At 43.8% G+C, this 26748-nt stretch carries 2 protein-coding genes; both read left to right on the forward strand.

Features of this window, described 5'->3' with window-relative positions:
• Nucleotides 1-71: 71 nt before the first annotated feature.
• Nucleotides 72-17759, forward strand: a complete 17688-nt coding sequence (locus R8G66_05940) for an amino acid adenylation domain-containing protein (protein ID MDW3191881.1) — start codon at nucleotides 72-74, stop codon at nucleotides 17757-17759.
• A complete protein-coding gene (locus tag R8G66_05945; protein MDW3191882.1) occupies nucleotides 17756-26716 on the forward strand; it encodes an amino acid adenylation domain-containing protein in 8961 nt (2986 codons plus the stop codon). Before R8G66_05940 ends, R8G66_05945 begins: the two co-directional genes overlap by 4 nt.
• The last annotated feature ends 32 nt before the right edge of the window (nucleotides 26717-26748 follow it).

The raw sequence follows: 26748 nt of genomic DNA on the forward strand, positions 1-26748 counted from the left end.
CATTTATAAACATTTATTTCGCAGTGTCCTAAATGAGTCAACTACCAAACCAAACTAAAAACAAACAATCAATGGAGGATCAGCAGCGTCTGGCTCATCAGAAATCTTATCAGCAAAACAGCATAGAAAAGGTAAGTTTCAGTAGCAGTGATTTACCCTATTTTCAGAAGGTAACAAAAGGCAATGCAGCTGCTGAATTCACCATTTTGATCACCCTGTATAGTGCCTTGTCTCAAAGGTACTTTAGGCAAGAAGAGCCAATATTTTCCCAAAACTTGATAGACAAGGAGTTGGGAGTGCATCTTTCTTTAGGATCAATTGAGGGGGTCACATTGAAGCAATACTTGCAAATGGTAACGCAAGAGGTGCAGGATGCCTACAATAACCTTTCAAATAGTGCTAGCTCCAACGAGGAATCTTTAGATAATACGGAATTACTTGCTTTTTCCTTTAATCATGATAGTGCCGGGATTGATGCAAATCGTCTACACCTTCAAACCACTATTGACGGGCGTGAATTACGCTGTTCATTGTATTACGAAAATGCTCATTTGGAGGGTGAAGTGGCCAGCCATTTTCTAAGGAATTATGAAAAATGGCTAGTGAACCTCGAAGAATATCTGGCACTGGAAATAGCAAATATTCCAATCTTAACAGATGAAGAACTTACCGAACAACTTAAAGCATTAGAATACTTTAAAACGGATTATCCTAAAGATAAAACCATCGTAAGTCTGTTCCTTGAGCAGGTCATTGCTACCCCTAACAACGTCGCATTAAAATACGGCGACAAGGAATATACTTATTTAGAACTTGATGAGCGATCCTCTCAGTTGGCACATTACCTAATTGAACGCTACAGCGTTTTGCCTGAAGAATTAGTTGGGATCAATCTTGACCGAAGTGAATGGCAGATCATTTCTATTCTGGCGGTATTGAAGTCAGGTGGATGCTATGTGCCCATCGACCCTGAATATCCGGAGGAAAGAATTGAATACATCCTGTCTGACAGTCAATGTAAATTGTGCATTGACAAGCTAGAAATAGAGAGTTTTTGGAAAACCCATCGCCAATATGCCACCACAACTCCGGATGTTAAACTGAATCCATCCAATCTCGCCTACATTATTTACACCTCCGGAACCACAGGTAAACCCAAAGGGACCATGGTGGAGCATGTAAATGTTGTAAGGTTATTCAAGAACGCCAATCCATCATTTGATTTTAACGATCAGGATACATGGACACTGTTTCATTCTTTCTGCTTTGACTTTTCTGTTTGGGAAATTTTTGGAGCCTTGCTTTTTGGAGGCAAGCTGATTGTAGTGCCTTCACATATCACCAAAGATCCGGATAAATTTCTGGAGTTGATCATCGAAGAGCAAGTCACAGTGCTCAATCAAACGCCAACTGCGTTTTACAATTTGATGGATCATTCGAGCCGTGTCGATAAGGTTCCTTTACGCTACATCATATTTGGAGGTGAGAAACTTAATCCCAAAAGGTTGAAGGAATGGGCAGGGGGATATCCGAATATTAAGTTTGTGAATATGTATGGTATTACAGAAACTACCGTACATGTAACATATCATGAAGTTTCTCTTGAAGAGATGGATAGTCCTTCAAGTAATATCGGAGAACCAATCCCAACGACAACTTGCTATATTCTTGATGAATTCCAGCAACTGGTGCCCACGGGCGTCATCGGTGAAATCTATGTAGGAGGAGCTGGTGTAACACGAGGTTACCTGAACAGAAGTGAGTTGACCAATGAAAGGTTCTTGGTGGATACATTTGATCCCAACGGACGTTTGTATCGAACCGGAGACCTTGCAAAATGGAAGAGCGACTTTTCCATGGAGTATCTGGGAAGGGCTGATGACCAGATCAAAATTAGAGGATACCGTGTTGAGCTCGAAGAAATAGCAAATGCCTTGTTAGAATTACCCGCGGAAATCAATCAGGCAGTGATTGATTTTAGGCTGGTTCGAGGAGAAAAAATGCTGGTAGCCTATTTTGTTGGGCAAGAGATAGCAAGCGTAGAATTACAAACCTTGCTCGAAGGTAAGCTGCCACATTATATGGTTCCTAAATATTACATCAGGGTCCCTGCGGTGCCACTCACTAAAAATGGGAAGGTGGATAAGAAAGCACTTCCCGATGTAGACACTCAAGATGTAAATCAAGTACCCTATGTAAGCCCTCGAAATCACACGGAGGAAGCCCTGGTAGAAATTTGGCAGGAAGTACTCACACTTGATAAAGTGGGAGTGAATGATGATTTCTTTGATTTAGGAGGTCATAGTTTACTGGTTGGTCAGGTTACTAACAGAATATATCAGACATTAGGAAAAAGCATCTCAGTAAAGGAGTTTTTTGAAAAGCCTAAAATATCGGAAATAAGTGTTAGCCTCAATACGGTTGATTATGCTCCGATACCTAGCGCCCTGGAAGCTGATTACTACCCGTTGACAGATACCCAGAGAAGAATCTGGGTGCTTAGTCAAATTGAGGGTGGTAATGCTGCTTACAATATATCAAGCTCGTTGTTGTTAACGGGTGATTTGGAGGTGGATAAGCTAGAGATTTCATTTAAACAACTCATTGATCGTTACGAAATCTTAAGGACTTTTTTCAAGATAAATCCAGGTGGCGATGTTGGGCAATTCGTTGTTTCTGCTTCAGAGTTGACTTTTCAGATTGAATATCAGGATTTTAAAAGTAAGAGTAGCGATCAAGTTGATACATATCTTCAATCTTATCTCATAGCTCCATTCGACCTTGAGCAAGCACCACTGCTAAAAGCCAGTATTGTCAAAATTGGTGATGGAAAACACTTGTTTTCCATTGTCATGCACCACATTGTCAGTGATGGATGGTCCGTAGAGTTACTCACTTCCGAAGTAATACAGATATATAATAATCTAGTCCAGGGCAAGGAATACCGGTTAGATGAATTGCATATTCAGTATAAGGATTATGCTACGTGGCTATTGGCCGAATTGCGCGACAAACGAATAGCAGTCTCCGAAAAATATTGGCTCAAGGAATTCGAAGGAAAAATCACGCACCTCAAACTCCCTACATTCAAAGAGCGACCAAAAACATTTTCCTATCAGGGAGGTCGATATGTCAAAATTTATTCACCTGAGTTTCTTTTAACACTCAATCAGTTTGCTAGGAAAAGTGATGCCACACTGTTTATGACATTGATGGCAGGATTGAATGCCTTGTTATATCGTTATACTGGTCAACAAGATATTATCATAGGTACGCCGATTGCGGGTCGAGACCATCCTGATTTGGAGGGTCAATTAGGGTTATTCCTGAACACGCTCGCGATCAGGACCATCATACCAGATAATGGTCATTTTGAAGGGCTACTTGTACAACAAAAGAAAAAGTTTTTGGCAGCCTACGAAAATCAGGGCTATCCATTTGACATGTTAGTGGATAAACTTGATTTGGAGCGAGACCCCAGTCGTTCAGTACTATTTGATGTCATGATGGTCTTTCAAAGTCAAAGTAAGGTCAATAGTATCGTTTCAAACGATAGTTTACATCAGATAAAAATAGAAGAATATGATGTGGGGGTTATCCCGGCACATGTTGATTTAAGCTTCAATTTCCGGGAAGGGGATGGGTTAGAGTTGACGGTGGTATACAATAAAGATATCTACGATTTGGATATTGTGGAGAGAATGACTCTCCATTTTGAAAACCTGATATTAGCTGCCATCTCTGAATCAAATACGAATTTAGAGGAGTTACAATATTTACCCCTACAAGAGCAAGAGACCCTACTACATACCTTTAACAGGTCACATGGATATGGGGGCAAAGATGTTTCGTTGATCGATCTTTTTTCAGATGTTGTTTCCCGTCATAGCGATACCATAGCGCTTTCCTACGAGGCAACCGAGTTGACCTACCAACAGCTTGATAAGGTAAGCAGCCAATTGGCTCATTACATCAAAGATTCGTATGGAATTAAGCCTGAAGATCGCATAGGAATTTTATTAGAGCGCGGAGAATGGCAGATCATCGCCATGCTGGCAATACTGAAGTGTGGCGGGGCCTATGTTCCTATAGATCCATCCTATCCGGAAGACCGAATTTCCTTCATTTTGGAGGATAGTGCTGGCAAGTTGTGTTTAGACAAAAATGAAATTGAGACATTTAAGGCGGAGCAGGAGCGATATTCGACGGAACCTGTTGCTGCTACGTTAAGCCCTTCGAATCTGGCTTATGTCATTTATACATCCGGATCTACAGGCTATCCCAAAGGGGTGATGGTAGAGCATCTCTCGGTAGTGCGATTGGTAGAAGGGCTTTTCCGAGAAGTTTATGACAAGTATGAGAAGCCAATGAAGGTAGGCTTGCTCGCTTCTGTAGTTTTCGATGCTTCCGTCCAACAGATATTTGCTGCCCTTTTAGGGGGGCATCAGTTGCATATAGTGCCCGAAGCAGTCAAAGAAAGCGGCCATATCTGGGATTATGTGGTCAATCAGGGATTAGACCTGGTAGACGGTACGCCATCACATCTGCAAATAATGACCATGGCAGGTGACAAGTTGGGGCGCGGAGCGCAACAGCTATTGATTGGTGGTGAAGCCCTTACCTCCGAGACCGTAGATGGCTTTTTGTCAAGCTTTGCTGATGTAGCAGATCGTCCGCAGTTGACCAATGTTTATGGACCTACTGAATGCTGTGTAGACAGTACCTTCTATCATGTACAGGAGAAGGACCAACATATTCCTATAGGTAGTGGTTTTGCAGGAAAGAAGGTTTACATCCTATCTGAGGAGTTGGAGCTGCAACCCATTGGCGTTGCTGGTGAGCTCTGCATATCGGGGCCGGGAGTTGCCAGGGGCTATCTCAATCGGCCAGAGCTGACAGATGAACGGTTTATGTCGAACCCACATGCAGCGGATGAGCGCATGTACCGCACCGGGGATATGGGCAGGTGGCTACGTGACGGTACGATAGAATACCTGGGTCGCAAGGATGATCAGGTAAAAGTACGTGGTTACCGTGTGGAACTCGGAGAGATCGAGCATCACTTGCTGGCGTGTGAAGGAGTGGGTCATGTGACGGTACTTGCCAAAGACTTAACAGGAGCGGGGGTTAATGACCTGATTGGCTATGTGGTGATGGAGGAAGGAGATGTAGGGCAACTTCGAACACAACTCGAAGCGGTTTTGCCTGCGTACATGATTCCCACGCATTTGGTACCTATGGATTCGCTGCCACTCACGCCTAATGGCAAAGTGGATAAGCATGCCTTTCCAGATCCGGATCACTCTGTTGCTGACGAATTAACGTATCAAGCGGCAAGAAATCATGAGGAAGAGATGCTTATAGCTGTGATGGAGGAAGTACTAAAACGTCAAACCATTGGCATTAGAGACAACTTCTTCGAGTTAGGTGGTGACTCTATCAAGTCTATCCAAATAATAGCAAGACTGAAAAAACAGGGATTTGGCTTAAAAATGCAGGATATCCTGCGCAATCCGGAGATAGGTGTATTGTCCACATTTTTGACAGCTCAATCTTCATTGACCATGGACCAGTCAGAGGTCAAGGGGGAAGTTGCTATAACTCCGGTTCAATGGGCATTTTTTGAGGCTTCACATATTCATCAGCATCACCATTTCAATCAATCGCTTCTACTGCGCTGTTCAGACCCAATAGATAGGGATATATTGACCAAATGCCTCGATTTTTTAACCGGGCATCACGATGCTCTTAGAATGGTTTACCGACAAAGGGGTACTAAATGGCTGCAGTTTAACAGGAGTGGTAAGGAGGGTAAAAGATATGACCTTTCCCAATATGACTTGCGCGGCGAGCAGGACGAACTCGCCAAAATGTCAAGTATAGGTCAGGAAATACAAGCCTCTTTCGAATTAGAGCAAGGACCATTATTCAAGATCGCATACTTTCAGTTATCTGATGGTGATCGGCTCGGACTGATCATGCACCATTTGATCATAGATGGCGTTTCCTGGCGTATTTTATTGGAGGATCTTTCAACGCTATACGATCAAGCCTCGTTAAACAAATCTTTGAACCTTCCTTCAAAGACAGACGCCTATCAGAAATGGGCAAGAGGGTTACAAGACTTTGCGAAAACGCCACAAATACAGAAAGAACAGGCATATTGGGAAAGTCAGTTAAATAGAAGTACTGACGTGGTGCCGGTAGATGTCGAAACTGATGTCACGGTAGCTTATGACCAAAAACTGAGCTTTTCTTTATCTGAGGAATTAACCCAATTGCTGGCTGAAAAAGTACATGGTACTTACAACACGGAAGTCAATGACCTGTTGTTGACCGGCCTGGGTTTGGCCTTAAGAGATGTCTTTGGAAGTAAGTCCATTGCAGTCATGCTTGAAGGACACGGTAGGGAAGATATACTTGATTCAATAGATATTACTCGCACGGTGGGATGGTTCACTTCTCTGTATCCTTATGTGCTGGAAATTGGTGAGCATGTTGATGACGAAGCGCTGATCAGTATTAAGGAGTCACTACGAAAAGTTCCAAATAAAGGAATAGGGTATGGCATATTAGCCTACTTGGGAGATGGCTTCTCAACGAATTATGAGCCCTCCGTAGAGTTTAATTACCTGGGTGATTTTGGTGATGGCAATGAAGATAACAGTTTAGCAGCATTTAGTTATGCACCGGAAGAAGAGTCTATAGGAGTTGAAATAGGAAGCCAAAACGGATCAGAAGCCAAGCTGAGTGTTGGGGGCATGACGGTTTCCGGGAAGTTGAGCTTATGGATCAATTATTCTTCTCAAAATTACCACCAGTCGACAATAGAACGGCTGTTGAACGCTTATGAATCGCATCTGAGCACCATGATTACACGGCTGTCAGCTTCAAAAGAAAGGTTGTTGACGCCTGCAGATCTGACATTCAAAGGCCTGGATTTCAAAGAGCTTGCAGTCATTAATGAATCCGGTACGATTGAGGACGTCTATCAACTGTCTCCTTTGCAGTCTGGTATTTATTATCACTGGCTACGAGATGCCTCAACCTCATTGTATTTTGGCCAAATCGCTTATCAATATCGTTTCGAGAGCATAGAAGGGCATGTGCTGGCACAAGCCTATGAACGGTTGATTGCTCGACATGGAGTCTTGCGGACGAGCTTTAGAAACGACCTTCATGGACAGCCTTTACAGGTTGTACATCGAGAGATAGCGGTAGACAGTTTTAGCTTTGAGGTCCTTCCTCCAACCATACAAGAAGAGGAGCGCGAACGCTACATTGCTGAAAAGAAACGAACGGACCGCAAGAGGGGTTTTGACTTAGATTCACCAGGACAGATTCGATTGCAGGTACTGCAGATCGAAGAAGGATTATACGAATTTATTTGGAGCCATCATCACATCCTTATGGATGGATGGTGTATGAGTCCATTGGTCAATGACTTCTACCAGCTCGTCGACGATGTTCTTGGGAGTTCTACTTTTAATCAGCCCCTTCCTCCTTTATACTCAAGGTATATTGAGTGGCTAGATCAGCTGGATTCATCAAAAGCGGATGCTTTCTGGAAAGAATATCTCTCAGGGTACAAGAAGTTAACCTCTGTTCCGTTGACGAAGCTACGGACAAATAGGAGCATTGAAAGTAAAAAATCACTTGGCCTTAAGAAGGTCAATATTGAAGGAGCACTATACGAGCAATTCAAAGGTTTTGGTGCCAGCCAGGGCATTACGCAGGGCAACATGGTCAATGGAATCTGGGGTTATCTATTATCTCAATACAACCATACGGAAGATGTAGTATTTGGAATGGTCGTATCCGGACGCCCATCCGAATTGTTGGGGGTAGAACAGATGATTGGTTTGTTCATTAATGCCATTCCTGTTAGGGTAAATTATGAAAAAGACAAAGACTCTCCATTAAGCCTTTTGAAGCGCTTGCAGCAAGAGTCGATTCGTGGCAGCGATTATCATTACCAAAACCTCTCAGACATACAATCGCTTAGCGATCTTGGTATGAACTTGCTGGATCATGTACTGGTTTATAAGAATTATCCGATGGAGATCATGCTCTCCAAAGGCAATAATGAGACAGGTATCAGACTAGATTCTGTTGATACGTATGAAGAAAACAACTACAGTTTCAGTATTTCCATTACGGACTATAATACCTATCTGGAGATCACTTTCGAATATGACCAGCATATCTTTGATGGCGAGCTGATTTCTAATATGGGGGACCACTTTCTCACTTTGGTCCAATCATTCGTTACTTCCCCCGATCGAAAGTTGAGCGCTTTAGGCTATATACCTTTCGAAGAGCAAGAGACCCTACTACATACCTTTAACAAGTCACATGGATATGGGGGCAAAGATGTTTCGTTGATCGATCAATTTTCAGAAGTTGTTTCCCGTCATAGCGATACCATAGCGCTTTCCTACGAGGTAACCGAGTTGACCTACCAACAGCTTGATAAGGTAAGCAGCCAATTGGCTCATTACATCAAAGATTCGTATGGAATTAAGCCTGAAGATCGCATAGGAATTTTATTAGAGCGCGGAGAATGGCAGATCATCGCCATGCTGGCAATACTGAAGTGTGGCGGGGCCTATGTTCCTATAGATCCATCCTATCCGGAAGACCGAATTTCCTTCATTTTGGAGGATAGTGCTGGCAAGTTGTGTTTAGACAAAAATGAAATTGAGACATTTAAGGCGGAGCAGGAGCGATATTCGACGGAACCTGTTGCTGCTACGTTAAGCCCTTCGAATCTGGCTTATGTCATTTATACATCCGGATCTACAGGCTATCCCAAAGGGGTGATGGTAGAGCATCTCTCGGTAGTGCGATTGGTAGAAGGGCTTTTCCGAGAAGTTTATGACAAGTATGAGAAGCCAATGAAGGTAGGCTTGCTCGCTTCTGTAGTTTTCGATGCTTCCGTCCAACAGATATTTGCTGCCCTTTTAGGGGGGCATCAGTTGCATATAGTGCCCGAAGCAGTCAAAGAAAGCGGCCATATCTGGGATTATGTGGTCAATCAGGGATTAGACCTGGTAGACGGTACGCCATCACATCTGCAAATAATGACCATGGCAGGTGACAAGTTGGGGCGCGGAGCGCAACAGCTATTGATTGGTGGTGAAGCCCTTACCTCCGAGACCGTAGATGGCTTTTTGTCAAGCTTTGCTGATGTAGCAGATCGTCCGCAGTTGACCAATGTTTATGGACCTACTGAATGCTGTGTAGACAGTACCTTCTATCATGTACAGGAGAAGGACCAACATATTCCTATAGGTAGTGGTTTTGCAGGAAAGAAGGTTTACATCCTATCTGAGGAGTTGGAGCTGCAACCCATTGGCGTTGCTGGTGAGCTCTGCATATCGGGGCCGGGAGTTGCCAGGGGCTATCTCAATCGGCCAGAGCTGACAGATGAACATTTTATATCGAACCCACATGCAGCGGATGAACGCATGTACCGCACCGGGGATATGGGCAGGTGGCTACCTGACGGAACGATAGAATACCTGGGTCGTAAGGATGATCAGGTAAAAGTACGTGGCTACCGTGTGGAACTCGGAGAGATCGAGCATCACTTGCTAGCGTGTGAAGGAGTGGGTCATGTGACGGTACTTGCCAAAGACTTAACAGGAGCGGGGGTTAATGACCTGATTGGCTATGTGGTGATGGAAGGAGATGTAGCGCAACTTCGAACGCAACTCGAAGCGGTTTTGCCTGCTTACATGATTCCCACGCATTTGGTACCTATGGATTCGCTGCCACTCACGCCTAATGGCAAAGTGGATAAGCATAAATTGGCTGAGGAAGCCTTGATAGAGACTGTCCATGATATCGATGAAGATCAGCCAGCATCTGAAATTCACCAGCAATTGGCTGAAATCTGGCAAAAGGTGCTTGGTGTGGACAAGGTGGGTATTTCAGATAATTTCTTTGAAATCGGCGGCCATAGTTTAAAAGCTATCCGCCTTTCCAATGAATATAAAAAGACCTTCGATGTTAAAATCAGCATCAAAGAGTTTTTTAGCAATCCCACCATTCGGGATCAAGCCCTTTTGGTCTCAGACATATCTGTGTCCGAATCGCTTACCATTCCGAAGGCACCTATTTCAGAAAATTATGTGCTTTCTGACGGACAGAGAAGGATTTGGATACTTAGTCAATTCGATAACGCCCACCAGGCCTATAATATTCCTTCTAAAATCCGCTTACAAGGTGATTATGATATCCAAATCCTGGAGAAAGTAGTTAGCGCTATCATCGAAAGGCACGAGGTGTTAAGGACTGTCTTTAAGGAAAATGAGGGCGGCGAAATTCGTCAGTGGGTACTTCCCTCCAATGACGTCAAGATACCCCTGGAGTATTTCGATCTTGTTGGTCTTGGCAATACTGGGAAAGAGATTGAGCGCCTGATCACGCTAGATTCATATCTGCCATTCGACTTAGCCTCTGGACCATTATTAAGAATTACACTATTCAAGCAGGAGAGTGACATATTCACGCTCTATTTCAATATTCACCATATCATAAGCGATGCATGGTCCGCTGAGGTATTACAAAAAGAATTTTTTGAACTGTATCATGCTTTTGTTGAGAACAAGCCTTCCAGGCTTCCAGCCCTATCAATACAGTACAAAGACTATGCGGTTTGGGAGCAAGGCTTTCTGGCTACTGATCGATATCAAAAGGAAAAAGAACATTGGTTAAATCTGTTAAAGGGTGAGCTACCAGTTCTTGATATTCCAGGATCGAAGGTCCGAACGAAAGTTAAAACATACAACGGCCGTCGACTGATTGCGAAGATGCCATCAACACTACATAGACGACTTCAGCAATTCTGTCAGGATAATGAGGGGAGTCTGTTTATGGGGCTTCTTGCTACCTGGCAGGTACTAATTTATAAATACACGGCTAACCCTGATATCATCATTGGTAGCCCTGTTACACGTAGGGATGATTCCGTACTCGAAGACCAGATAGGTTTTTATCTCAATACCCTGGTATTTAGAAATACGATCAATCAGCAACAAAACTTCGATCAGTTCTTTGATGAAGTAAAGGAAACTACAACTGCTTGTTTTGAAAATAAAGCCTATCCTTTTGATCGATTGGTGGATGACCTGGCCCTACAACGTGATACAAGTAGAAGTCCGGTATTTGATATCCTACTGACCGTGCAAAAAGGCAGACAAGAGTTAATGGATAATCACGCCGAACTTTCAGGAATTCTGGATCAAGGTGAATGCCTGCATAAATTTGATCTGGATGTCACTTTCGAAGAATTTGAAGAGGCAATATTCCTGACGCTCGAATGCAATGTTGATTTAATTCCGCAGGATGTATCTGAACGGATGATTGGGCATTACTGGCAGGTATTATCCTCGCTATTGAATAACCCACAAATTCCAATCGGAGCACTTGACTATGTAGGATTGGAGGAGAAAGAGCTTTTGTTCAATACCTTCAATAACAAAATAGCGCAATACGATTTTGAAGAAACCGTAGTTGACTTGTTTTTGAAGCAAGTAGGCATAAGACCTAATGCCATTGCCGTAGCCTTTGAAGACAAAACCCTCACCTTTAGTGAACTAGATCGGCAGTCTGATTTATTAGCCAATTATTTGATGGCTAATCATGCATTGAGTGAAGGGGATTTAATAGGCATCAAACTAGAAAGAAGCCATTGGCTTGTTATGGCTATTTTGGCTATTCTCAAATCGGGAGCTGCGTACGTACCAATTGACCCGGACTATCCGACAGAAAGAATAGCCTATATCATTGAGGATAGCCAGGCCAAGCTGGTCTTGGATGAAAAGCTGATAGCATCATTTGAATTAGCTACGACTCAGGATGAAAAAGCGGTTGCGATCAATAAGGCGGGTCGAAAAAAGGTTGCTTACGTAATTTATACCTCAGGTTCTACCGGTCGTCCCAAGGGAGTAACCATTGTACATGAAGGACTGCTCAACCGTCTTTTGTGGATGAAAGATGAGCTTCGTCTGGACGAAAAGGATGTACTTCTACAAAAAACATCGTATTCGTTTGATGTCTCAGTTTGGGAGCTCATCATGCCACTCATAACTGGTAGCAAGCTGGTGGTCGCCACTCCGGGAGGTCAGGGTGATGCCGAATATCTTCAAACGATCATTGAAGAATCGGGAGTTACGATCATACATTTCGTGCCTTCTATGTTATCCGCTTTTCTGGAAGATGTGTCAATTGGTTCCTGCAAAACCCTGAGACATGTGGTATGTAGTGGAGAGGTTCTCCCGTCCAGTGCTGTCGAGTTGTTCAAGCAGAAGCTCAAATCGGCTTGCATACACAATTATTATGGGCCGACAGAAGCATCTATAGATGTAACCTCAATTGATTTAACCAAGGTAGATACGGCTGTAAATGGAGTCTCCATAGGTAGCCCGGTTCCCAATACAAAGTTGTACATTCTTAGTGATCAACTAAAGCTGCAGCCAATAGGTGTACCAGGAGAAATGATGCTTGGCGGCATTCAGCTGTCCAATGGCTATCTCAATAGGCCAGAGCTAAATGAAGAGCGATTCATTTCCAATCCTTTTGAGGAAGGTGCCCGCTTGTACTGTACAGGAGATATCGGCAGATGGCTTCCAGATGGAACAGTGGAGTACATAAGTCGCAAAGACGATCAGGTTAAAGTGAGAGGCTATCGGATTGAACTTGGCGAAATAGTACATCAACTGCTTGCCTGCGACAATGTGATCCAGGGAACTGTAATTGCTAGAAACATTACGGATTCGGGAGCTGAACTAATCGGCTATTTGGTGCTGGAAAAAGGAACTGTAGATCAAGTCCGTAGACAGCTACAACATGTTTTGCCTTCCTATATGATTCCCGCGCATTTGATCGTGTTGGAATCATTGCCTCTTACACCAAATGGGAAGTTAGATAAAAAAGCACTGCCTGATCCAGTTCACACCAAGCCTGATACAGAGACTTACCAACCTCCTCGAAACCAGACTGAACAAGTGCTGGTCGACATCATGAAGGAGGTGCTAAAACGCGAAGTAATTGGTATCCAGGATAATTTCTTTGAACTTGGAGGCGACTCCATCAAATCTATTCAGATAACATCACGGCTTAAGCAACAAGGTTATTCGCTTAAGGTCCAGGAAATATTGCGTAATCCCGAGGTTGGCATATTATCGTCATTTATTACCTCTAACCATGGTGATGTTGCTGAACAATCAGAAGTCACCGGAAGTGTGTTATTAACGCCCGTACAGCGTAGGTTCTTTGATTCTTCTTATATAAGTCAGCGTCATCACTATAACCAATCGGTGCTGTTGCGAAATTCCGAGGAGCTAGACCTTAACAGATTGGTTCGCTGCCTTGATTATTTGACCGCCCATCACGATGCCCTTAGAATGGTATACCAACAAGGTGCGGATGGTTGGCAACAGCACAACCGTGCCTTAAGAGAAGGTGAGCGGTTTTCGCTAGTGGAATACGACCTACGAGGAGAGAAAGATGAGCAGGCAAAGATGCATCATATGGGTCAAGCACTTCAGGCATCTATTGACCTGAGCCAAGGTCCACTTTTGAAGGCCGCGTACTTCCGTCTCTCGGATGGAGACAGGTTAGGGTTGATCATACATCATTTGGTCATAGACGGTATTTCCTGGCGTATACTTTTGGAAGATCTTTCCAGTCTTTATGCACAATCTTCGATTGGAGATGCATTTGTTCTGCCACCAAAGACCGACTCGTACCAGCGATGGGCCAGCGAGCTGAATGATCTGGCTACTTCTGCGACGATGCAATCGGAACATGTTTATTGGCAAGATCAATTAACTCGTGAAACGAAAGCCCTGCCAGTTGATAGAACAGCAGATGAAGTTCTGGCCTATGATGCCAAAAAAAGCTTCTCACTGCCTGCCGATGTTACTCAGCGTTTGAACGAGCAGGTAAATGGTGTATACAATACGGAAATCAATGACCTGTTACTCACCACTTTGGGGCTGGCCTTGAGAGATGTTTTTGGAGCTGGTGCAATATCCTTGTTACTAGAAGGACATGGAAGGGAAGAAGTACTGGATTCCCTCGATGTTTCAAGAACAGTTGGGTGGTTTACTTCCATGTATCCTTACGTGTTGGAGGTAGGTGAGCTAGAAGACGACATGGCATTAGTACATGTGAAAGAGTCGTTGCGTCAGGTACCCAACAAGGGGATAAGCTATGGAATACTTACCTGGTTGGGGCAAGGGTTCTCCGAGAAGTTTGAGCCATCGGTAGAATTCAATTATTTAGGGGATTTTGGTGACCGGGCTGCTGCAAATGGTGATGGCCTGTTTGGCTATGCCGCCGAAGGTGAGACCATTGGAAATGAGATAGGTGAAGAGAACGGATCGGTAGCGCAACTGAGTGTTGGGGGCATGATCATCTCTGGTTCACTGAATCTTTGGATCAGCTATTCCTCCAATCAATATAATCCGTCAACCATTGATCGTTTACTGCATGCCTACGAGACCAACTTACGATCTATGATCGAACGTTTGTCATCGCGTAACGAAAGGTTGTTAACGCCATCGGACTTGACTTACAAAGGGCTTTCCCTCAAGGAGTTGAATGACCTCAATGCGAATGGTAGCGTGGAGGATGTTTACCCGCTTTCTCCTTTACAGTCTGGTATCTATTACCACTGGTTGGCTAATTCTTCTGCTACGCTTTATTTCGAACAAGTATCCTATACACTACGCTCTTCTATTATAGAAAGAGGGGTGTTAAGCCAGGCCTTTGATCAGTTGATTGCCCGCCACGGCGTACTGCGTACCAGTTTTCGTAATGACCTTGCAGGTATTCCCTTGCAGGTGGTGCATAAATCACTCAGTGAAGGCGATTACTTCCGCTATGAGGTATTGCCTGCGTCCATGTCCGTTGCAGATACACAAGCATATATCACAGAGCGGAAAGTGGCAGACCGGGCCAAAGGTTTTGACTTGGGCAGGGCAGGCCAGATTCGGTTATCGGTACTTGAGATTGATGAAGGTCTCTATGAGTTTATCTGGAGCCACCACCACATTCTAATGGATGGTTGGAGCATTAGCCAGCTTGTGGGTGATTTCTATCAATTAATGCGATCCTCTATTGATGAATCAACAGCAGATATACCAATTGCTCCTCGACCATATGCGAATTATATCGATTGGCTGGCAGGACTTGATCAAAACAAATCTGTTCACTATTGGAAGAACTATCTGTCCGGATACAGCGAGTTGGCTGGAATTCCCTTCAAGCAGTTTTCAAAAACAAGTGAGAGGAAATTGAAGGAAGAACAAGTGGTGATTTCAGGTGAAAAACACCGGATGCTACTTGATTTGTGTAAGGAGACAAACGTGACCCAGAGCAATCTAATACACGCAGTATGGGGACTTTTATTATCCAAATACAACAACACACAAGATGTGGTTTTTGGATCAGTGGTTTCTGGTCGCCCACCACAATTGACCGGGGTTGAGCGCATGATCGGCTTGTTCATCAATACCATACCCTTCAGGGTGCAGTATCAGTCTTCGGATACGGTTCTTGACTTGATCAAAAGGATGCAAGAAATGGCCATCGAGTCTACTTCCCATCATTACATGAACTTGTCTGAGGTGCAATCATACAGTGAATTGGGTATGGGACTTATGGATCATGTCCTGGTATTCGAGAATTTTCCTGTTGAGGAAGCGCTAGCCAATGGAAATGAGCCTTCATTTCAAATTGAGGAAGTAGATATTTACGAAGAGGTTAACTACGACTTGAATATCTGGATCGTACCAACGGCCAATTCGTGGAAAATCGTATTCAGATATGCAGAAGATGTCTTGCACCCTGATATGGTTAAGCAGATGTCTGCTCACCTGAGCAATCTGATCAATTCAGTGGTTTCCAGGCCTGATCTGTCTATTGCCGAAGTTCAGTTCCTGGATCCCGGGGAAGAATTGAAATTGGTGCATGATTTCAATGAAATTGGTCAACGTACATCGTTTGAGTCAACGTTACATGGTTTGTTTGAAAGCCAGGTAGTTAAGACCCCAGAGGGTATTGCGGTCATGGATAAGGATGGCAATAAGACTTATGAAGAGTTAAATAGGGAGGCAAACGAGCTAGCCCATTATCTATTGACAGAAACTGATTTTGAAGTAGGGGATTTTGTAGGGATAAAACTGGAACGGAATGTGCAGATGGTGACAGCTATCCTCGCAGTACTGAAGGGTGGAGGGGTCTATGTGCCGATTGATAAGCAATATCCACAAGAAAGAATCGAGCTGATCGAAAAAGATAGTAACTGCAAAGTAGTGCTCGACGAAACGTTTTTACATCGCTTTTTGGAGCATAAGCAAAATCTGTCTTTGAATGATCCGGATGTATCTGTAGATGCTTCGTCATTGGCCTATATCATTTACACTTCAGGGTCTACAGGTAAGCCAAAAGGAGTGATGATAACACATCAAAATGCTTCTGAGCTGATTCAGTGGGCAGACCAGGAATTTGATAAGGCCCAATTTGATGTCGTCTATGCTTCCACTTCTCATTGTTTCGACCTTTCAGTATTTGAGATGTTCTATCCACTGTCTGTCGGTAAAACCATAAGAATCCTGGATAATGCGCTTGAGATTAGAATGTGTCTGCCATTAGATAACAGGGTTTTGATCAATACGGTGCCATCAGCTTTGCAGGCGACACTGGAACTAGAAGGAGAATTACCAGAGCAAGTTGCCATGGTCAACCTTGCTGGTGAACCTTTCCCAATTGATCTGGCCAACTATCTGGTCACTAAAAATATTGAAACAAGAAATCTCTACGGGCCATCGGAGGATACCACGTATAGTACCTGTTACCATTTACCCAAAGGAAGGACTTTCACCCAGGCCATTCCTATAGGCAAACCAATTGCAAATGGACGTATATACATTCTTGATCATCAGTTGAGACCACAACCCATTGGAATACCCGGAGCTATCTATGTTTCAGGAAAAGGGCTTGCCAGGGGTTACCTTAACCTTACGGAACTCAACGATGAGAAGTTTATTACCAATCCATTCGACAGTAGTGAAAGGCTTTATGATACAGGAGATCAAGGTTTCTGGATGTCAGATGGCGCTATTCAGTTTATGGGTAGGCGTGATGATCAGGTCAAGATTCGTGGATTCCGTATCGAGCCAGGGGAAGTCGCTTTTAATATGAAGGCTCACCCTTCAGTAACAGATGCCTATGTCCTGGTACGAGAATTGGAACAGGGGCTAAAAGAACTTATCGGGTACTATGTGGCAGAGGGCGAGGTAGAAGAATTAAGAGCTTATTTGAAAGACAGGCTGCCAGACCATATGGTGCCGGGTTATTTAACCCCTGTTGATGTTATCCCACTCACTCCGAATGGCAAAGTGGATAAGCAAAAGTTGCCTGACCCTGTGGATCATCTTCGCTCTGAAATAAACTACGTCGCACCCACCAATGATACGGAGAAGCATTTAGTAGCTATTTGGCAGGACATACTTGGTGTACAGGACATTGGCATCCACGACGACTTCTTCAAGATAGGTGGCCATAGCCTTAACGCAATGAAAGCATTGAATGAAATAGAAAAAGGGCTAAGCGTCAAGCTTGATATTGCTCTTTTATTTGAACATCCGACCATTGAACACATCGCCCGCGAGGTAGATAAGATCAAATGGTTAACTCCTACATCTAGCAATAATCCTAACGAGACCAAAACGATAGAAATTTGAAACCCAGTATCAATCAAATCATAGAACGATTACAGGCCAGTGAAATCAAGTTGGAGCTGGATGAGCATGATAAACTAAGCCTTGTTTGTCGCAAGGACCTTAATGTGCCTCCTGAGTTGATCGCCCTGGTAAGGGAATTCAAGACCGAACTGATAGAAGAAATCAAATCCCATCGGTCTTCCAGTGGAGAAGTCATTACAGAGGCACCCGAAAGGGAGGTGTATCCATTGTCAAGCTCGCAGAAGAGCCTATGGATACTCAATCAATTTGAAGGAGGAGCCTTGGCGTACAATAACCCATCCGTTGTAGCGCTCGACCACTCATACGATATCGAGCTCCTTTCTCAGGCCATCAATGAAGTAATGGCTCGCCATGAGATCCTCAGGACTGTATTCGTAGAAGATGATCAAGGAGAAGTTGGGCAAAAGATACTACCAGTCGCTCATGTTGATTTGAGTATTAAGACGATCGATCTTAGTGAATCAGAAGAGGCACTCAAGGAAGCCGAAGCCTACATTTCGGATGATTCATATGCACCATTTGATCTTGAAAAGGGACCATTGATTCGGGTGGCCTTCTTTGTGCTGAATGCTCAAAAAATTCTTTTCTACTACAACCTTCATCATATTATTAGTGATGCATGGTCCATGCAGTTGCTCAACCGGGATACGCTCGCAATATACGAAGCATTAAAATCCGGTAAGACAGCAGAATTACCGGATCTCAATATTCATTATAAGGATTATGCTTTTTGGCAGCAAGAACAGCTTGCCGGTGAAGTGATGGATGGTCATAGAAAATTCTGGTTGGAACAATTTTCGGGTGACACGCCATTGCTGGATTTACCTATTAGCAAGCTCCGACCAAAAGTCAAGACCTACAATGGCCGCAGGCTGGCTACCAGCTTCTCCCAGAACCTGACCCAAAAAATTGAGGTTTTTGCAAAACAAGAAGGCACAAGCCTATTCGTCGTGATTATGTCGGCGTGGTATGCGTTTTTCCATCGGTACTGCTCAATCAATAATATCGTATTGGGGACCTCTCTGGCTGGGCGTGAACATCCTGAATTGGAAAATCAATTGGGTTTCTACATTAGAACATTAGCGCTCAAGTGCCAGATAGAAGACGGAGACACGTTTCTGCAGGTATGCAAAAAAACGAAAAGGCTGGTTATTGAGGCGATCAAGCATCAGTCGTATCCTTTTGACCTGTTGGTGGAGGAGCTTGTTTTCAAAAGAGATCAGAGCAGGAGTCCAATTTTCGATATAATGGTAACATTCTTGAATAGCAATGTGACCAGCGATCAGAATCATGTTAAGAGTGGAACGATAACCGATTTAGGTGAATCTATGTCCAGATTCGATATGGATATTACCTTCGAACAATATGGAGACAGTATCTATTTTGAACTGGATTTCAATACCGATATATATGAGCAGGCATCGGTAGAGCGATTCATGTCTCATTTCAGTGAGATCATTTCAGCACTACTTGATGAGCCGACTGAGAAAATCAGTCAAATTGATTATTTGTCGCCAAAAGAGCGCAACCTGCTGCTTAATGATTTTAATGATACGTACGTCGAAATTGATGAAAGTAAATCCTTTATTGATCACTTTGGTGAACAAGTATCTAAATCACCGGATGCAATAGCAGTAAAATTTGGTGACAAAACCCTCAGTTATCAGGAGTTGGAGCAAAGGTCAAACCAGCTGGCTCATTATTTAAGTAAGGAGTTTTCTCCAGCGAAGGGCGATTTGATTGCGGTCACCATTGATCGGAGTGATTGGTTGGTGGTCAGCATACTTGCCATTTTTAAATTGAGAGGAGTTTATGTGCCTATCGATCCTACCTATCCAGAAGAACGTATTGCCTATTTATTAGAAGACAGCCAATGCAAATACCTCTTGGATGAAAGCATTATCCGGGAATTCAGTGATCATATCAGTTCATATCCAAAAGATGACCTTACGTTAAAACCTGATGGACAGGACGTAGCTTATGTGATCTATACTTCTGGTTCAACTGGTAAACCAAAAGGTGCCATTATTAGCCACGTAGGGTTACTCAATCACTTGTTGGCAATGGAGCAAAACCTTCATTTGGATGCCTCAACCAAGATTGCACAAACAGCGCCTCAGACATTTGACATTTCTATATGGCAGTTACTTAATGCCCTGATAACTGGTGGTAGTACAATTGTGTACGATGGTCAGCTTTTACTTGATCCAGGTTCATTTTTAAGCCATCTATTCGAGGATGAAGTCAATATTCTTCAGTTAGTACCATCCTATCTCAATTCGCTGCTGGAGATAGATGATTCTGAAAAGAAGCTAAAGAGGCTCTCATATTTGCTGGTAACAGGTGAAAAAGTTGATTGGAGCATAGTTGATCGATGGTTCCAGCTATATCCGGATATTAAGGTAGTCAATGCCTATGGCCCTGCCGAAGCATCGGATGATGTGACGCTGCATACGATGGATAGCGTTCCAGCAGGTAGTCAAGTGTCGATCGGCAAGCCGATCATGAATACGCAGTTGTATGTTGTGGATGAGTATTTGGCACTTTGTCCCATGGAAGTTGTCGGCGAAATATGTATTTCCGGAATTTGCCTGGGACAGGGTTATTTGAATAGACCTGAGTTGACTGCAGAGCGATTTATCCCTAATCCTTTTGTCGAAGGTGAGCGAATGTATCGAACGGGAGATATGGGGAGGTGGCTACCAGATGGTACAATGGAGTACCTGGGCCGAAAGGATGACCAGGTGAAAGTTCGTGGATACCGTATCGAACTAGGTGAAATTGAACATTACCTGCTAGCCTTTGAGGGTGTAAGTCAGGGAGCAGTAATCGCCAGGAACTTGTCTGGTAGGGGAGCAGAACTGATAGGTTATATGGTGATGGAAAAAGGGGATGTATCCGAAGTTAGAACCCATTTACAGCATGTTTTGCCTTCCTATATGGTGCCATCCCATTTGGTGGAGTTGGAGACACTGCCACTGACGCCTAATGGCAAGTTGGATAAAAAAGCACTCCCAGATCCAGAACAGGCGAAAACCGAAGCGATGGCTTACGTTCCTCCGAGAAACCAAGCCGAAGAAGTGCTGGTTCAAGCCATGGAGGAGGTACTAAAGCGTGATGGAATTGGTATTGGGGACAACTTTTTCGAGCTAGGTGGAGATTCCATAAAATCCATTCAGATCACATCAAGGCTTAAACAGAAAGGTTTTGGCCTAAAGGTGCAGGATATATTGCGCAATCCTGAAGTTGGTGTACTATCAACATTTATGTCTTCTCTGGAAAAGTCAGAAATGGACCAGTCAGAGGTTACAGGAGATGTAGTGATCACCCCTGTGCAAGCGGACTTTTTTAATGCCTCCTATATTAGCCAACATCATCACAATAACCAATCGGTGCTGCTGCAAAGCTCTGAGCGGATAGACATGGATCAAATGTCTCGCTGCCTTGATTATTTGACAGTACACCACGATGCCCTTAGAATGGTATTCCAACAAGGCAATGAAGGATGGCAACAGCGGAACCGCCCAAGCAGTGAAGGCGAGCGGTTTTCGCTAGTAGAAATCGACCTGCGCAGTGAGGCAGATGAGCAAGCCAGGATGGACAGCTACGGCCAAACTGAGCAGGCGTCCATTGACCTTGCCCAGGGCCCATTATTGAAGGCGTTATGTTTCCGCCTTTCCGATGACGACAGGTTGGGACTGATCATCCACCATTTGGTCATTGATGGTGTATCATGGCGTATACTTTTAGAAGACTTATCTACCCTCTATGGTCAGGCAATGAGCGGGAGTCCATTTGCATTGCCACCCAAGACAGACTCGTACCAGCGGTGGGCTAGGGAGTTGAAAGACCATGCCACTACTGCTGTGATGCAAGCTGAACATGGTTACTGGCAAGATCAGTTGGTTCGCCACACAGACCAACTGCCTGTTGATGGAGAAGCAGGACAAGTATTGGTTTACGATACCAAAAAAGGCTTTTCGTTACCAACCGACATCACCCAATTATTGAGCGAGCAGGTACACGGCGTATACAATACGGACATTAATGACCTGTTGCTTACCTCGCTAGGACTTGCCTTGAGGGAAGTGTTTGGTGCCAACTCAGTATCGGTATTGCTAGAAGGACACGGAAGAGAGGAAATATTGGATTCGCTAGATATATCGAGAACTGTTGGGTGGTTTACGTCCATGTATCCCTATGTATTGGAGGTAGGTGCTCTGGAAGAAGATATGGCTCTGGTGCATGTAAAAGAATCATTGCGCCAGGTACCCAACAAGGGGATAGGGTATGGGGTACTTGCCCATTTGGGGCAAAGATTCCCTGAAGCATTTGAGCCATCGATAGAGTTCAACTATTTGGGAGATTTTGGTGACAATGCGGCGGGCAGCAGCGATGGCATCTTTAGTTATGCTGCCGAAGATGAAACCATCGGGAACGAGATAGGTGAAGAAAATGGATCGGAGGCTAAACTAAGCATCGGTGGTATGACTGTGTCAGGTTCTCTAAGCTTGTGGATTAGCTATTCTTCCAGGCAATATGACCAATCGACTATTGATCAACTACTGAAAGCTTATGAAAGCCAGTTGCGGTCAATGATCTTGCGTTTGTCATCGCACAAGGAAAAATTGTTGACACCATCTGATTTGACCTTTAAAGGACTGTCCATCAAGGAGCTCAATTCCCTGAATTCAGATGGTGGCATAGAGGATGTATATCCACTGTCTCCTTTACAATCTGGCATCTACTTCCACTGGCTGGCTGATTCGTCCACCTCTTTGTACTTTGAGCAAGTTTCCTACACACTCCGTTCATCCATAATAGAAGAGGGTATTTTGAGGCAAGCTTATGAGCAGCTGATTGAGCGACATGGTGTGTTGCGTACCAGTTTCAGGAATGATTTGGAAGGGCTTCCACTGCAAGTAGTACATAAATCGCCTGGAGTGGAAAAGAGTTTTAGCTACGGGGTATTGCCGGCGGGTATGTCCGTTGCAGAAAGGCAAGCTTATATTGCTGAGAGGAAGTTGGCCGATCGTGCCAAAGGCTTTGATCTTGGTACAGTAGGGCAGATGAGGCTGCTGGTACTTGAAATAGAAGAAAACCTCTATGAGTTTATTTGGAGCCACCACCATATTCTCATGGATGCATGGTGCATTAGTCAACTGGTCAATGACTTTTACTTGCTCATGAGAGGTGAACAGCTATCAAGTCCACCGCGTCCTTATGCGCATTACATTGGATGGCTCGAAGCGTTGGATCAGCAACAATCCGCTACCTACTGGAAAGATTATCTGTCAGGATATACTGATCTGGCGGAGGCACCATTCAAAAAGCAGGTGCTTGTTGAAGAGCGAAATTTGCAGGAAGAGCAATTGGTTATTTCAGGCCAACAGTACCGTTTGCTTCTTGAATTGTGTAAAAAGGCAGGAGTTACCCAAAGTAACCTGATACATGCGCTGTGGGGGTTTTTACTTTCCAAGTACAACAATACGCAAGATGTGGTCTTTGGATCAGTGGTTTCCGGTCGTCCTCCTCAATTGACGGGTGTGGAGCATATGATAGGATTGTTTATCAATACGATACCCTTCAGGGTGAGGTATCAGTCGTCAGATACGGCCCTGGACTTGATCAAACGAGTACAAGAAGCGTCTATCGGTTCTACGTCACATCATTACATGAACCTGTCGGAGGTACAATCGCAAAGTGAGCTAGGGATGAACCTTATGGATCATGTCCTGGTCTTCGAGAATTATCCCGTGGAGGAATCGCTGGCCAAAGGCAATGATCCTTCATTTGAAATTGAGCAAATCGAAGTTTACGAAGAGAATAACTTTGACTTTAGTATTTGGGTCTGTCCCACCGCAGATGAATTGCATATTGTCTTCAAGTATGATCAATCAATCTATTCGGATAAGGCCATAACCAGAAGTCTCAATCACTTCCATCAATTGATAATGGACGTGTCGCAAGCACCTGAAAAGGAGTTGTCAAAAATTGAGTACCTGCCAATGACCGAGAGGAAGACCTTGCTGGAAACCTTTAACCAATCTCAGGTTTCATTTCAGGAGAACACCACTATTCTTGATACGATTACCGAAAAGGCAGCCAGGTCTTCTGAAAAAATAGCCATAACTGCAAATAATCAGCAGGTATCTTGTGCTCAACTCCAGGCACAATCAGACCATCTTGCTCAATATCTTTTGGCACAGGGAGTGGGAGAGCATTCAATCGTTGCACTTTGTTATCCGCGCACTTCGGAAATGATTGTTGGCATTCTTGGTATCATGAAATCTGGAGCCACCTATCTGCCAATAGATGCTTCCTATCCGTTAGAAAGAATCGATTTTATTTTGAAGGATAGTCAATGCGATTTCATTCTATCAAATACGGCAATTAGTGAGTTTCTCCCACAGGGGAGTCAGTTGATTTGTTTAGATGATCAGGCCGTTTGGCGACCGTTGGATAATAAGGTAACATTACCTAAAGTAGAATTCCATTCAAGGGCGTACATCATCTACACATCTGGGACCACAGGCAATCCAAAAGGCGTGATGGTGTCTCATCAAAACCTGTATAACTTCTTTCAAGGGTTGAACAGTCGATTTGACCAACAGGAAGAGGTGGAGACCTGGCTAGCAACCACAACGATAAATTTCGATATCTCGATTCTAGAACTTCTATGGACGCTTAGTAACGGGCATCATGTGGTCTTGCAGCAAGACCGGGCTATTCCGCCGACAGACTATGGCGATATGAAATTAAGCTTGTTCTACTTTGCCGCACAGCAAGAAGTAACCGCGGAAAATAAGTACAAATTATTGCTTGAAGGGGCTCAGTTTGCGGATACACATGGATTTGAGAGCATATGGGTACCTGAAAGGCACTTTCATGAATTTGGTGATCAATTTCCTAATCCTGCAGTGGCTGCTGCTGCAGTAGCGGCTGTGACCTCAAATGTCAAGATTCGATCAGGTAGTGTGGTATTGCCATTGCATAATACGATTCGTGTGGCAGAAGAATGGGCAATGGTCGATAACCTGAGTGAAGGACGTGTAGAGCTATCCATCGCTTCAGGTTGGCACCCTAACGATTTTGTATTGGCTCCGGAAGCTTATTCTAATCGTCATCAGGTGATGAAGGAACAGATCAAAGAACTTAAAAACCTTTGGGGGGGCGGTCACATTACTTTAAAAAATGGTGTAGGAGACGATTATCAATTTACAGTACATCCCAAGCCTATTCAAAAGTCACTTAAAGTCTGGATTACTGCATCAGGAAGTATTGAAACATTTAGATATGCAGGTACAATTGGTGCCAATGTCTTGACGCACTTATTGGGACAAAGCAAAGAGGAGCTAGGTGAAAAAATCACAGCTTATCATGAATCATTGAGGCTCAATGGTTATGATCCCAAAGACCATGTAGTGGCGCTGATGCTGCACACTTTTGTGTGTGACAACTCGAACAAGGCAAAAGAAATTGTTGAGGAACCTTTTAAAAACTATTTACGGAACTCCATTGGGTTGCTGGAACCTATGGCCAGGAAGGAGGGGCTCGATACGAGCAACCAACATGACATAGAAGCAGTTGTAGAGATGGGATTCCAGCGGTATTATCAAGCCAATGGATTATTTGGTACTCCGAATGAGTGCCTCAATAAAATAAAGGAATTCAAGGAAATCGGAGTACGTGAAATTGCCTGCCTGATCGACTTTGGAATAGCCACGGATATTGTGGTTGATCACCTTGACGACCTAAATGAACTGAAAGAGTCCATCAAACGGCATGGCAAACAATATCGTTTTCTATCTGATAGCCTGAAGCAACACGATCCTACTTCCGTCATGATCAAGCGACATGCGGTTACCAGTTTGCAGGCAACACCATCGCTAATTCAGGAATTAATACTAGAAAAAGATGGTGAAAATTCACTGAAACAGATCGAGCGATTGTTGATTGGAGGAGAAGCGCTGGCACAATCTTTATCAGACAGCCTTATTGCACTTCGGGGTAAATCTCATTTCAACATGTATGGCCCCACGGAAACGACTATTTGGTCGTCTGTCAAAGAGATAAGGGATCAGCATCCTGTTAGCATAGGTAAGCCCCTGGCCAATACGCAACTGTATGTTTTGGATAAGTCTAAGCAAATGGTTCCAATAGGTGTCCCGGGAGAATTATACATAGCAGGAGAGGGGGTGTCAATGGGATACCTTGAACGTGAACAATTGACCAAAGAACGTTTTGTAGATAACCCATTTTTAAAAGGGGCACTTATGTATAAAACAGGCGATTTGGTCCGATGGTCCGAAGAGGGAGATCTTGAGTACATAGGTCGGAATGATTTTCAAATTAAACTCAATGGTCACAGGATAGAATTAAGTGAAATTGAAAGAAAAGCCGAGGAATATGATGGTATTGATCAATGTGTTGTAGTGCCGATAGAACGCAATGATTTTAAGCATCTGACGGCCTACATTCAAGTAAATCACACATTTTCAAAGGAAAAACTAGTCAATCATTTAAAGCTAAACCTGCCCAATTACATGGTTCCGGAACAGTTTATAGAGGTAACGGATTACCCTAAAACTGCGAACGGAAAGCTCGACAGAAAAACGCTGGCTGCCCAAAAATTAAATTTTGAAATCGATCGTACTTTGGCTGCCCCTTCCAATGAAACGGAAGAGCAGCTACTAGAAATATGGCGAGAGATGCTTGGTGTGGAAGGAATTGGTGTAGACCAAAATTTTATTGAGCTGGGAGGTAACTCGATCAGGGCCATACTGCTCATCAATAAAATCCGGGAGATCTTAGCGATTGAGATCAGCCTTCAAGAACTCTTTTTGCATCCTACCATTTCAGGTCTGGCATCCATCATCATCGAAAAAACAGAAGAGGTGTCTGAAAAGGAGTATGCCAACGAAATGACCATATAACTGTGAGAAACAATTTGATCAAATCAATGGAA

This window comes from Cytophagales bacterium (assembly GCA_033344775.1).
In the GTDB taxonomy this organism is placed as follows: Bacteria; Bacteroidota; Bacteroidia; order Cytophagales; family Cyclobacteriaceae; genus JAWPMT01.